9 protein-coding genes are annotated in these 14,173 nt (G+C 38.9%); all 9 read left to right on the top strand.

The window, feature by feature from the left end; genetic code table 11:
* The 9 genes from DHD80_RS06965 (at position 1) to DHD80_RS06925 (ending at position 14,142) form a co-directional block, all read left to right on the top strand.
* Positions 1-1,668, top strand: coding sequence for a RagB/SusD family nutrient uptake outer membrane protein (locus DHD80_RS06965; protein ID WP_251740436.1), 1,668 nt, complete (start codon positions 1-3; stop codon positions 1,666-1,668).
* A 66-nt stretch (positions 1,669-1,734) separates the two neighbouring features.
* Positions 1,735-3,234, top strand: coding sequence for a PQQ-binding-like beta-propeller repeat protein (locus DHD80_RS06960; RefSeq protein WP_251740435.1), 1,500 nt, complete (start codon positions 1,735-1,737; stop codon positions 3,232-3,234).
* Between the two features lie 30 nt (positions 3,235-3,264).
* Positions 3,265-4,119 carry an endonuclease/exonuclease/phosphatase family protein gene (locus DHD80_RS06955; RefSeq protein ID WP_251740434.1) on the top strand — a complete coding sequence of 285 codons (855 nt, stop codon included), beginning with the start codon at positions 3,265-3,267 and terminating at the stop codon, positions 4,117-4,119.
* Between the two features lie 50 nt (positions 4,120-4,169).
* Entirely contained in the window at positions 4,170-5,657 is a 1,488-nt protein-coding gene (locus DHD80_RS06950) for a PQQ-binding-like beta-propeller repeat protein (RefSeq protein ID WP_251740433.1), read from the top strand.
* Positions 5,658-5,728: 71 nt separating this feature from the next.
* Positions 5,729-7,603 carry a PQQ-binding-like beta-propeller repeat protein gene (locus tag DHD80_RS06945; protein ID WP_251740432.1) on the top strand — a complete coding sequence of 625 codons (1,875 nt, stop codon included), beginning with the start codon at positions 5,729-5,731 and terminating at the stop codon, positions 7,601-7,603.
* A 115-nt stretch (positions 7,604-7,718) separates the two neighbouring features.
* Positions 7,719-8,966, top strand: a complete 1,248-nt coding sequence (locus DHD80_RS06940) for an ROK family protein (RefSeq protein ID WP_251740431.1) — start codon at positions 7,719-7,721, stop codon at positions 8,964-8,966.
* Positions 8,967-9,010: 44 nt separating this feature from the next.
* Entirely contained in the window at positions 9,011-10,930 is a 1,920-nt protein-coding gene (gene nagB, locus DHD80_RS06935; RefSeq protein WP_251740430.1) for a glucosamine-6-phosphate deaminase, read from the top strand.
* A 42-nt stretch (positions 10,931-10,972) separates the two neighbouring features.
* Positions 10,973-11,854, top strand: coding sequence for an ROK family protein (locus DHD80_RS06930; protein WP_251740429.1), 882 nt, complete (start codon positions 10,973-10,975; stop codon positions 11,852-11,854).
* A 62-nt stretch (positions 11,855-11,916) separates the two neighbouring features.
* Positions 11,917-14,142 carry an alpha-N-acetylglucosaminidase gene (locus tag DHD80_RS06925; protein WP_251740428.1) on the top strand — a complete coding sequence of 742 codons (2,226 nt, stop codon included), beginning with the start codon at positions 11,917-11,919 and terminating at the stop codon, positions 14,140-14,142.
* Positions 14,143-14,173 lie beyond the last annotated feature (31 nt).

Genomic DNA, 14,173 nt, shown 5'->3' with positions numbered 1-14,173 from the left:
ATGAAAACGAAAATCATATTTGGTCTCTTTTTGAGCACAATTTTGTTTGCATCATGTGAAAAGGATTTTCTGGAACGTGCACCTTTGGATGTAATTACAAATGAAACCTTCTGGAAAACAGAAGAACATCTCGTGTTGGCTGTTAATGCTGCTTATGCAAATGTTAAAGAAAAGAACACGGTAGATATGGAGAATATGGGAGATAATACCATATGGCCCTCTACAATTTCTTACCAGCTTATTGGCAGCGGAAATTTTGGAAGTGACCTTGGAACTTTAAATAATGAATGGCGAAGTCAGTTTACCGCTGTGCGCCAGGCAAATGCTTTTCTTGAAAATTATCAAAAAGCAGATGTGCCCGACGAAAGAAAAGAAGAACTTGCAGCAGAAGTAAGAGTAATTAGGGCATTAGGATATAGTTATCTTACTAATTTTTGGGGAGATGTGCCTCTCGTAACTAAAACATTAACCGTTGATGAATTATCTGGACCTCGCAATCCAAGAGAAGAAGTAGTAGATTTTTTAATGGAAGATCTGGATTTGGCAGCACAACATTTATCTGCAGAAATACCTACAGGAGCGAACAGAGGTCGAATGAACAAAGCTGCTGCACTTGGGTTAAAAGCGAGGATCGCTCTTTATAACCAACGCTGGGATGTGGCTGAGCAGGCTGCAAAAGCTGTAATGGATATGGGTACTTACCAACTCTATACTAATGGAGATCCTCAAACTAGCTATAAAGAACTTTTTACTTATGCCGGAAACCTATCTGGGGGGAACAATAGAGAGACCATCATTTCCAGACTTTCCCTCACAGGAGTTACAGATCATAATCTAAGCCGGGAAATTCAAGTACCAGATCAAGTCGTCCGATGGAATCCTACTAAATCTCTTGTTGACAGTTATTTAATGATTGATGGGTTACCTATAGAAAAATCACCCTTATACAATGTAGATAATTACGATGAGGTTTTTCAAAATAGAGATCCTCGTATGACTCAGACTATTCTTGAGCCAGGTTCTTTATGGGGAGGAAGATATGATAGTAGCAAAGAACATTTGGATAATGATCCGTCCAATGATCATCCTGAAATTTTCGAAGTACCAAAATTTCAGTCAGACCGCAGGGGGGCAACAACAATTACGGGTTACTATTTTACCAAATATGTAGAACCTTCTACTGTTGCCCAGGTAGGTAGGGATGTTAATGATATCATCTTAATGAGGTATGCTGAAATACTGCTTACATATGCCGAAGCTCGTTTAGAGCAAGAGGAACTAACCCAAGCCGATGTAGATATGACCATAAATTTATTAAGGGATCGAGTTGGAATGAAACATATGGTTTTGGCAGAATTAGAGGCAGAAGGTTTGGATATCAGAGAAGAGCTCCATAGAGAAAGAAGAGTAGAATTAGCTTTGGAAGGACAACGTTATTTTGATATTATTCGCTGGAGGCAAGGAGAATTATTAGCTCAGGATGTTAAGGGCACAAATGTAGAATGGCTTCCAGATTATCTTAATCTTTCTAATCTACGTACTGATGAGAATGGTTTTATTATAGTCTCTAATAATAGAACTTTTGATCCATCTAAAAACTATTTGTTTCCAGTGCCTCTTCCACAATTAGAAAGGAACCCTAACCTGGGACAAAATCCCGGATGGTAGATTTTTAACTGTATACCTATAACCAAGGAAATTTCAGTACAACAAAATATTTTAATACAACATATGATGAGAAATTTAAAAATTCTATTGCTCCCACTATTGTTGGCCGTGTTTTTTTTCGGCTGCGATTCCGAAGATGATGAAATAGTAGATGCTCAGGCACCAAGTGCAGATTTTAACCTTTCTCCAATTGCTCCTATAGAAGGAGAGGAAATATTGTTTTATGCCGATCCTGAGGAAAACTCAGGAAGTATTGTAAAATGGTATTGGGAGTTTGGAGATGCTGAAGGTTCAACTTCAGATAAAAGAAACCCTTATTTCACTTACCAAACCGCAGGCACCTACAAGGTGGTTTTAAAGGTTCTTAATTCGACAGGAATTTCAATGGAAAGCTCTAGAAGAATCACTGTTTCACCACCACCACCAGATGAATTTCCTGCAAAAATCACCTGGGAATTCACGACTAATACTGTGGTTGGGAATATCAATGATGGTTCGAGTGCACCGGTAATTGGAGATGATGGTACTATATATTATACAGAATCTCGTGCAGGAGAGGAAAGCAAAATTGTTGCTGTGACCGATCAGGGGGAAAGTGCGGAATTAAAATGGGCTTCCACTGCAGTTGGAGCGGAACTTCCGAATGCTCCTTCTATAGGTCCAGATGGTAATATTTATATTAATGCCTGGCATGATGATTTCGCCATTAATAAGCTTAATGCAGCAGATGGTGCCCTAATTTGGAGCGGTGCAATTGGTACTGATGTATCCAATAATACCCCAGCTATAGATTCTCAGGGGAATGTTTATCATGGTTCCAGGGCTCAAGGTACTAACGGAGGAGTATATTCCTGGACTTCAGATGGGGAGAAACGCTGGGAGATTACAGGTGTAGGTGCATTCTATGCCGCTCCTGTTATCAGTGCGGATGAAAGTACAGTGTACTTTCTCAATACCAACGATGGACAAATATGGGCAATCAATACAGAAGATGGATCACAAAAATGGGAAGCTCCTGTAGGTCCTGGTGCCGGTATTCATGGGACATCCTTATCAATGGATGCCGATGGTACGGTTTATTACACTACTAATACGCAAGTTGTAGCTATTTCAGATGAAGGAGCAACCGGAGCCATAAAATGGCAGATAGATGTGGATGATGCTGCAAATTCCGGGGTGGTCATTGGTCCTGCAGGAGATTTGTATGTAGGTTCAAAAGGAGGACTGTTGTCCTTAAATCCTGCAGACGGATCAGTGAACTGGACCTATGATGCAGAAATTGTTGAAAGTGTTCCGGCTGTTGATGTGAATGGGAATGTATATGTAGGTTCAACCGACGGATTTTTATATATACTTAATCCTGTAGGGGGACAAATTAAAGCACTAGAATTAGGAGATAATGTGGTGAACTCTCCAACTATTTCAGAAGATGGAACTGTTTTCGTAGAAGCTAGCAATAATTCTGTGATTAAATTATTCAAAATATCTGTCGATGACAGCGGTCCTGCGGATTCACCTTGGCCTATGAAAGGTCAGAATGTAAAAAATACCGGACTTGCTCAATAAATAAAATAGATTTTCAAAATCAATTCTTTTATGAAAAAAATGATCTTTAATCTTTTAGCCAGTATTGTTTTTGTGTTAGCCTCCTCTTGTTCTGGTTCAACTTCTTCATCTTCTTCAGGATCGGATTCTGATGATGGAGAAGTGCCGGAAGAGGTTGTGATAGAGACTATTAAAGTAATGGCGTATAATATTCACCATGCTAACCCTCCTTCAAAACCAGATGTAATCGATATTAATGCAATTATAAATGTGATTCGTAATCAGAATCCGGATGTGGTTGCATTGCAAGAGGTAGATGTGAACACAGAAAGGTCCGGACCCATTAATCAAGCCGAGATAATTGCAACAGGTTTAAATATGAATTACTATTTTGGAAAAGCTATTGATTATGATGGAGGAGAATATGGTGTTGCAATTCTTTCAAAGTTTCCAATTAGTGAAACAGTGATAAATAGGTTACCAACAGCGGCGGGAACAAATGGGGAACCTCGAATATTATTAACTGTCAAAATTCAAACTTCGGAAGGTAATGAGATTCGTTTTGGGAGCACACACCTTGATGCTCAAAGTGCACCTACAAACCGATTGGTACAAATTCAAAAAATTGTGAATTTGGCGAAAAATGAAGAACTTCCATTTATAATCGCTGGAGATTTCAATGCTTTACCTGAATCAGAGGTGGTAGGAATCCTTGATAGTCATTTTGATCGTACCTGTAGACTCTGTCCTTTTACTATTCCGGCAAATGAGCCTACCCGAACTATAGACTATATCGCTTTTAATCATCCTCAACAAAAATTTAGAGTGGAAGAGCATAAAGTAGTAGATGAAAGTTATGCCTCTGATCACCGTCCTGTCACTGCCACTATCCAAATATTGGAATGAGTGCTTAGGGGATAAAAAGCTAATAAATGAATTTCAAAATCATATAAATTATGAAAACAGGGAAAATTTTAATTATAAGTACCATACTATGCCTTTGCTTGGCTTCATGTGAAACGGATGACAGTCCTAAGGAGGTACAAACTCCAAATGCAGATTTTACTTTTACTCCAACTGAACCAGAAGAAGGTGAGGAAGTCTTTTTTTCGGCTACTTCCGAAGAAGGCTCTAGTGAAATCATTAATTGGAATTGGAACTTTGGTGACATTCAGTCATCTACTGCAACCGGAAGTAATCCTTCTTTTACGTACGATGAGGGGGGGGATTATCAAGTAATGCTGGAGGTAACAGATGCTAAAGGGAATGTTTATAGAATTTACCAACCTCTGACGGTTACACAAGCTGAATTTCCTGCAAAAATCACCTGGGAATTCACGACTAATACTGTGGTTGGGAATATCAATGATGGTTCGAGTGCACCGGTAATTGGAGATGATGGTACTATATATTATACAGAATCTCGTGCAGGAGAGGAAAGCAAAATTGTTGCTGTGACCGATCAGGGGGAAAGTGCGGAATTAAAATGGGCTTCCACTGCAGTTGGAGCGGAACTTCCGAATGCTCCTTCTATAGGTCCAGATGGTAATATTTATATTAATGCCTGGCATGATGATTTCGCCATTAATAAGCTTAATGCAGCAGATGGTGCCCTAATTTGGAGCGGTGCAATTGGTACTGATGTATCCAATAATACCCCAGCTATAGATTCTCAGGGGAATGTTTATCATGGTTCCAGGGCTCAAGGTACTAACGGAGGAGTATATTCCTGGACTTCAGATGGGGAGAAACGCTGGGAGATTACAGGTGTAGGTGCATTCTATGCCGCTCCTGTTATCAGTGCGGATGAAAGTACAGTGTACTTTCTCAATACCAACGATGGACAAATATGGGCAATCAATACAGAAGATGGATCACAAAAATGGGAAGCTCCTGTAGGTCCTGGTGCCGGTATTCATGGGACATCCTTATCAATGGATGCCGATGGTACGGTTTATTACACTACTAATACGCAAGTTGTAGCTATTTCAGATGAAGGAGCAACCGGAGCCATAAAATGGCAGATAGATGTGGATGATGCTGCAAATTCCGGGGTGGTCATTGGTCCTGCAGGAGATTTGTATGTAGGTTCAAAAGGAGGACTGTTGTCCTTAAATCCTGCAGACGGATCAGTGAACTGGACCTATGATGCAGAAATTGTTGAAAGTGTTCCGGCTGTTGATATGAATGGGAATGTATATGTAGGAACTACAAACGGTAGATTGTTAATATTAAGTTCTGCCGGAGGCCTGGAAAAAGAATTTGAGCTTGGGGATGGAGTAATCAATTCCCCAACCATTATAAGTGACGGAACTGTTTTCGTAGAAGGATTAGATGAAGAAGTGATTAAACTCTTCAAAGTATCTGTGGAAGAAAGTGGTCCAGCGGATTCACCTTGGCCTATGAAAGGCCAGAATGTAAAAAATACAGCACAGGCTAAATAGGTGTTTATTAAATAAGATTTCGTGAAAGTTTTGCGAAGTCTTTTTTTTAACATTTTGGAACATATATATAGATGAATTTTTTATTCAGTATTGCACTGCTATTGTTTTTCTGCCTCCCGCAGTTTTTAAATGGACAAGTCCGGAAAAGTACGCAGCATAAGACATTAAATTTTGCCGTAATTACAGATACCCATGTTGGCAAAGGAGATAATAACCAAAGTCTTCAGGAAATCGTAAAGCATATAAATAGCAACCCAGGAATAGATTTCGTACTTCATGCAGGAGATATAAGTGACTTTGGATACGGGTATCAATTGACGGAATCCAAAGTTCTATTGGATAAGTTGATTGTACCCTATTATATTGTTCCAGGAAATCACGATACCGCGTGGTCTTCGAGTGGAGGTCAGGTATATAATCAGCTTTGGAAAGAGCAGAAATTCGCAAAGGAAATTCAGGGAGTAAGAATCATAGGTTTGAGTACTGGACCTTATGGCAGAATGTCAAGAGGCTTTGTACCCCAAGATCAAATGCGATGGTTAGACAGTCTGGTGCAGGTTACACCACCCGAAAAACGGGTAGTATTTCTTACTCATATTCCGCTACACCATGAATTAAGTAATTCTAAGGAATTGATAAACAAAATTCAAAAACTGAATACTATCGCTGTTTTTTCAGGTCACGGTCATATTAATAAGCTTTTTAATTATAATGGGATTCCAGGAATAATGACCAGGACTGCCCAGCAACGAAATAATACACTTGCCTATAACATAGTGAAATTGTCTCCTGATTCACTTCTTGTAAAGGAAGTGGAAATAGGTAAGGCAGAAAAAAAGGACTGGGTGTCACTAAAGCTTCCTGTGATCGATCTTCCGATAGAAGTGGAGAAACCCCAAGTAAGAACTCCAATAGGCGATAGTTTCAAACATGTAAAGGCAATATGGAGTTACCAGGATACGGGGAATATTGTATCAACAGCCTCAGTGTGGAACGACAATGTGCTTTTTGGAAATCTTTTAGGTGAATTTAAATCTGTGAATCCTAAGAAAGGAGTAATTAATTGGATTTTTAAAACCTCAGGTCCCATATATTCCTCATCGGCGGTTAATGGTTCTGCCGTTGTTTTCGGATCAGCAGATAGTACAGTTTACAAATTGAATGCAGAAAACGGAAAAGTTTTGTGGCGATTCAAAGCAAAAGCTCCAGTTTTAGCTTCCCCCGTTATTCAGGATAATAAAGTATATATTGGAAGTAGTGATTCCACTTTTCGTGCACTCGATTTTAAAACGGGAAAAGAAGTTTGGGCTTTTCCAGATATAAAAGGTTTTCCAGCTAGCAAGCCAACAATAGAAGACGATAAAATTGTTTTTGGTTCCTGGGGTAAAACACTTTATGTTTTAAATATGGAAACTGGAAAATTAGTCTGGAAATGGAGCAATGATAATTACACCCATTATTATTCTCCTGCAATGTGTATACCCGTGATTCAAAACGGAAAAATTTATATAGTCGCCCCAGATGAAAAATTGCGGGAATTCGATTTGATTACAGGAGAACAAACTTTTGTATCCAATCGTTATAGGGTAAGAGAATCTTTGGGAGGTAATCAAAAAAGAAATTTACTAGTGGCAAAGACAATGCAGGATTCCATTGTTGCTTGGAATACAAAAGCGGAAAAAACGGAACTTGTCATGAATATATCTGGAGATTTTGGAAATGATTTCTCAGCCTCAATGCCCGTTTTTGATAATAAATTTGTTTACTTCGGAACTACCTTCGGAAGAGTGTATGCCATAAATATTAAAAAGAAAAAAATTGAATGGATATATCAATTGGGGAATGATATGATAAATACATTACATGTACTCTCCGAAGGAAAGATCCTCGCCACGGGTGTAGATGGTAAAATTGCAATAATAAAAAGGTTGAAATCCACCCGATGATTGTTTTGAAGAAGTGATTTTTCAGCACACTTAGGTTTCAACCTTCTAATATATATATAATTAAGGTACGTAGGAAAATTGCAAGTCCAACATACGAAAGGTAAATGACTAAAAAATGAGTACGATAGTTCTAAAAGAGGCTTACGTAAGTAAGCTCGATAATGTAGGGAAAAAGAAGTACACTCAGAAAATAAGGATCATCAAAGATCTTTATGTGGGTGGCCCAAAAACAAATTTTGAAATATGTAAAGATTTTAATATTAGTGCTCCCACCTGTACCGGTTTAATGAATGAGCTAATAGATGAAAATCTGGTGGAAAAGAAAGGAAGGGCTAAATCTGAAGTAGGTAGGCAACCAGATTTATTTGGATTAAAAACAGGTTCTTTATATGTTTTAAGTATCGCCGTTGGGAAATTCAATACAAAAATGGCAATTTTCGATAATGACAATAGGAATCTTACCGGTATAAAAACGATTCCAATTCCTATATCCAAAGATTTAAGTGCAATAGACAGTATTTATAAATTCGCTGAAGAGTTAATAGAAGATTCTAAAATAGACCGAAAGAAGCTGATGGGGATTGGCATAAATATGCCAGGACTTGTTGACTCAGAAGAAGGAAGAAATCATACTTATTTTAAAACGGATCCTAAATCACCACCACTTCAGGAACTTTTAAGGGAGAAATTCGGCAGCCCGGTCTTCATTCAAAATGATGTTAAAAGTGCTGCGTTGGCTGAGTATCGTTTTGGTCTAGCGCAAGGAAAAAAGGATGTATTGGTGATTTCTCTGGACTGGGGAATAGGCTTAGGGATTCTAATGAACGGAAAATTATTAACTGGTACCAAAGGTTTTGCTGGAGAAATGGGGCACATACCCCTAATAAATGAAGGAGCCTTATGCTATTGTGGAAAACAGGGGTGTTTGGAAACAGTAGGATCGGGTATAGCTTTGGCTAAAATGGCAAAGGAAGGTTTGCAATCTGGTCAAGATTCACTTTTAAATCAACTTTCCGATCAAGAACTGGATAAAATTGTGCCACAGCTGGTAATTGACGCGGCAAATAAGGGTGATCAATATGCCATTAATATACTTTATAAAACCGGGTTAAACCTCGGTAAAGGCATAGGGATCCTTATTCAATTATTAAATCCCGAATTAATTATTCTCGGTGGAAAAATAGCAAAAGCTAAAGAATACATTACAACCCCCATTACACAATCCATCAATGAATATTGTATGGAGCAATTAAGGGAGCATGCTCAAGTAGCACTTTCTACCTTAGGTGAAGATGTGGATATTCTGGGTTCTATAGCCGTGGTAATGGAAAATATTTTTAAAGAACAAACAGAAATAGAATAAAAAAGATTAAGAAATCCCTTCTTTAAAATGAAATATAAGAAATTATGGCTAGGCTTAATCTTTTAGAAGAAACTCGATTTGAAAAATTACCGGTGAGCGTATATGAAAATGATCGTATTGCTTCTAAAAAGGTGGCTTATAGAATTGCAGATATTATAAAAAGCAAAGATCGTCGTGGAGAAAATACAGTCCTAGGGCTGGCCACGGGTGCAACCCCCATTGGGGTCTATGCCGAATTGATTCGTTTGCACAAGGAAGAAGGTCTTAGTTTTAAGAATGTAATAACTTTTAATCTGGATGAATACTACCCCATGCAATCAAAAGCCCAGCAAAGTTATGTGAGGTTCATGGACGAAAACCTTTTTAATCATATAGACATTAGAAGGGACAATATTCATATTCCCGATGGCACCCTTAAAAAAGAAGTCATAGCCGATTATTGTCTTGCCTATGAACGCCAGATATCAGCTGTCGGTGGGCTGGACCTACAAATATTAGGAATAGGGAGAACCGGCCATATTGGTTTTAATGAACCAGGATCTGCTCCGAATTCCGGAACCCGCCTGGTGACTTTAGATGATCTTACTAGAAGGGATGCTTCCCGGGATTTTGGAGGTAAGGAAAATGTACCTACCAAGGCCATCACCATGGGTATTGGAACGATTTTCAAGGCGAAGGAAATTATACTTATGGCTTGGAGCAAGAAAAAAGCACCTATCATCCGAAAGGCAGTAGAAGGGGAAATTACCGGTAATGTACCTGCCACCTACCTTCAGTTATCTGATAATGTTGAATTCATCCTGGATTCAGATGCTGCCTCTGAGCTTACCCGCTTTTATACCCCCTGGTTGGTAAAGGATTGCGTTTGGGATGCCTCGCTCATCAAAAAAGCAGTGATATGGTTGTCGGGAAAGGTCAACAAACCTATCTTAAAGCTAACGGAAGAGGATTATAATGCCAACGGAATGGCGCAATTGGTGACTGAACAAGGACCTGCTTATGATATAAACATTCACGTTTTTAATCTATTACAGCATAGTATTACGGGATGGCCTGGAGGTAAACCAAATGCCGATGACTCCCAGAGGCCGGAACGGTCTAAACCAACTTTAAAACGGTCACTGATTTTTAGTCCCCATCCAGATGATGATGTAATCTCAATGGGTGGAACTTTTATAAGGCTGGTAGACCAGGGTCATGATGTAAATGTGGCTTATCAAACCTCGGGAAATACGGCGGTTTGGGATACAGATGTGCTACGGTATGTTGAATTCACAATAGATTTTAATCAAAGTATTGGAGAAGATACGGCCCTACTCGAAAGTACATATGAAAAAATGCGAAAATTCTTCGAAAAAAAACAACCTAACGATATAGATATTAAAGAAGTTCAAAATGTAAAAGCTTTTATTAGAAAAAGTGAGGCGATTGCTGGGGCACGTTTTGCTGGCCTTCAGGATAAGAATATACATTTTATGGCTCTTCCTTTCTATGAAACAGGGAAGAAAGTGAAGAATCCAGTTACTAAAAATGATGTGGAGTTAACCATGAAGCTTCTACAGGAGATAAAACCCCAACAGGTATTTGCGGCAGGGGATTTTTCCGATCCCCATGGTACCCATATTATATGTTTCAGAATAATACTGGAAGCCCTAACAAAATTAAAGGAAACTGAAGAATGGACAAAGGATTGCTGGCTCTGGATGTACCGTGGAGCATGGCAAGAATTTGAAATGAATGAAATTGAAATGGCCGTACCCCTGTCACCCCAAGAAGTAAACCGGAAAAGACATGCGATCTTTAAGCACCAGTCCCAAAAAGACAGACCAGTTTTTCCGGGAGATGATGAAAGAGAATTTTGGATAAGGGCAGAAGCAAGGAACAAAGAGACTGCACTGAATTACCATAAGCTTGGTCTGGCAAATTATGAAGCGATGGAGGCTTTTGTAAGATGGAAATTTTAATTGTCATCTCATATCCTATATCATTAAGTTTTAAAAATAAATATGCATAAAGAAGAAAAAATAATAGGAATCGATATTGGGGGGACAAAAGTACATATTGGAATAGTTCAAGCGGGGAAAGTTTTAAAAGAGTCTAAATTTTCGACCTCTGCTAATGCCTCGAAAACACAAATTTTAGGTAAAATAACTAGGGGTATTGAGCAATTAATACAACCTGACGTTATAGGAATCGGGATTGGCGTACCTGGATTGGTGGATGAAAAACTTGGCATTGTTCATAACGTTCAAAATATTCCTAATTGGAGCAAAGTGTATCTCAAAGATCATTTGCAAAGCTATTTTGAAAAACCAGTTTATATAACAAATGATGCTAATATTTTTGTAGCAGGAATAAAGAAATATGGTGCCGGAAAGAAATACAATAATCTGGTAGGCATTACTTTAGGTACAGGTTTTGGAGCCGGTATTATTATAGATAACACAATTTATTCAGGGCAATATTCTAGTGCTGGCGAATATGGTGGAATCCCTTATCTCGATAAAACCCTGGAGGATTACTGTGGTGGAAAATTTTTTCAACAAAAATTAGGGATTTCTGGAAAAGAAGTGATGGCTCTTGCTGAAAAAGGGAATGCTAAAGCCTTGGATATATTTCAACAATATGGACATCATGTTGGGAATGCCATAAAAATAATTCTGTATTCTATATCCCCGCAAGCTATATTTTTAGGAGGCTCTATAGCTAAAGGTTATAAGTATTTTAAAGAGGCTATGGAAGAAAGTATAAAAGATTTTCCTTTCAAAGTTATTACAGAAAGTCTAGTAATTGAGCGGGTTCACATGAAGAACACTGCCATACTAGGATCTGCAGCGATTTTTCAGATGCGTTTGAAAAAAGATGAACTATTAAAATCCTTCATCTGACAATCAGTATTAAAAATAGGGCAGATGTTTCAAAATAATTCTAAGAATAAATAAACCACGAAATGTTTTTAACTACTAAAAATCCTTTTTTTCGTATTTCCTTTTTCACAACTCTTTTAATTTTAGTTGTGTGCTTTGGATCCTGTAAAAATTCATCTGGAAATAATGAAGAAAAGACTTCCGCAGAGAGGGAAGATACTGCGGTTATTGCTGCCCGTGGGGTTATGGAACGCCTAATTGGGGATCGTGCTATAGATATACATTTGGAATTAATTCCTGCAGAAGATAGTCTTGATACATATGAGATTGAAGCAAAAAATGGTGATTTAACCATTAGGGGGACTAGCACAGTTGCACTGACTTTCGGTTTTTACCAGTACCTCAAAAAGGGGACGCATAGCATGGTAAGTTGGAGCGGAAAACATTTGAACATTCCTAATCAATGGCCAGATTACGCTCTAGAAAGTGCAACTTCTCCTTACAAATATCGATACTTTTTAAACGTTGTTACGTACGGTTATACGACGCCTTATTGGGATTGGGACCGCTGGCAGAAGGAAATTGACTGGATGGCACTTCACGGGGTGAATATGCCTTTAGCAGTAGTGGGTAATGAAGGTATTTCAGAAAGGGTATGGAAAAAATTAGGCTTGAACAACGAAGAAATCAAAGAATTTTTTACCGGTCCTGCCCATTTGCCATGGCATAGAATGGGCAACCTCAATAAGTGGGATGGTCCACTTTCCGATAATTGGCAAAAAGGACAAATTGCACTTCAACATAAAATTTTAGACCGTATGCGGGAATTGGGATTTGAACCAATAGCCCCGGCATTTGCGGGATTTGTGCCTGAAGGATTTAAAAATAAGCATCCGGATCTGGAGGTTAGCGCACTAAAATGGGGCGGTTTTCCAAAAGAAAATAACGCCTATGTTTTACCTCCCGATTCTCCCTTTTTTGAAAAAATAGGAAAGCTTTTCGTTCAGGAATGGGAAAAAGAATTCGGAAAAAATAAACTTTATCTCTCCGATAGTTTTAATGAAATGGACGTTCCTGTTCCGAAAGATAATCCGGAAAAAAAGTATGATTTACTGGCAGGTTATGGAGAGGCTATTTATAATTCAATTACAGCAGGGAATCCGGACGCCGTTTGGGTAACCCAGGGTTGGACCTTTGGGTGGCAAAGTGAATTCTGGGACAAACCTAGTTTGCAGGCCATGTTATCAAAGGTCCCGGATGAGAAAATGATCATTCTGGATCTGGCCAATGAGTTTCCGGAACACGTATGGGATATCCCGCAGGTCTGGAAGACTCATGAGGGTTATTCCGGGAAACAATGGGTGTTTAGTTATGTGCCTAACTTTGGGGGAAAAACACCTTACACAGGCTATCTTGATATGTACGCGACAGGTGCGATTGAAGCCCTTAATTCTCCTTATAGGGAAAATCTTATAGGTTTTGGCTCTGCTCCTGAAGGTATAGAAAATAATGAAGTTATCTATGAACTACTTGCCGATATGGGGTGGACTTCCCAAGAAATAGATTTGGATAAGTGGATGAAAGAATACAGTCGTGCCCGTTACGGTGGTTATCCTGAGGAAATGAAAACTGCCTGGGAGAAGTTACGGGGATCGGTTTACAGCAGCTTTTCCCCTTATCCACGATTTGTATGGCAATTGGTTGTGCCGGATACCCGTAGAAAGGGCAGCGTTCATGATTCTAAAGAATTCCGACGAGGTGTGGAGAATTTCCTGGCTGCCTCCGAAGAATTAAAACAAAGTGAATTGTACAGGAGTGATGTTATAGAACTGTCAATGCTTTACCTCGGAAATAAAGCCGATGAGTTTTATAAACAGGCTTTAGCTGCTAAAGCGGTAAATAATGATGTCAAGATGAAGGAAGAAGGAGAAAAGGCTATTAATCTTTTAAAAGATATAGACCGGTTGCTGGAATCACATCCCATAAACAGGTTAGCACCCTGGATAGAATTCGCCCGTTCCCACGGAAAAACCAAAGAAGAAAAAGATTTTTATGAGGCTAATGCCAAACGGCTTATCACGACCTGGGGGGGCTTTCAGGAGGATTATGCGTCGCGGCTTTGGAGCGGCTTGATCAGAGATTATTACATTCCGCGCATAAAGCAGCATCTGTTTGATGAAAATTTTAATAGTGATGACTGGGAAGAAACCTGGATTACTACGCCCGGAATGACCGAAATAGCCCCTTTTGAAAATCCACTGGCCAAAGCAAAAGAACTAGTAGCCAAGTACAACAATAGCAATAACTAATTATGGTACTAGATCAACCGGCATTTTAAAT

Origin of the sequence: Gramella sp. AN32 (genome assembly GCF_023718305.1) — a bacterium.
In the GTDB taxonomy this organism is placed as follows: Bacteria; Bacteroidota; Bacteroidia; order Flavobacteriales; family Flavobacteriaceae; genus Christiangramia; species Christiangramia antarctica.
The sequence above is the reverse complement of the archived record's forward strand: the minus strand, read 5'-3'. Positions and strand labels throughout refer to the sequence as shown.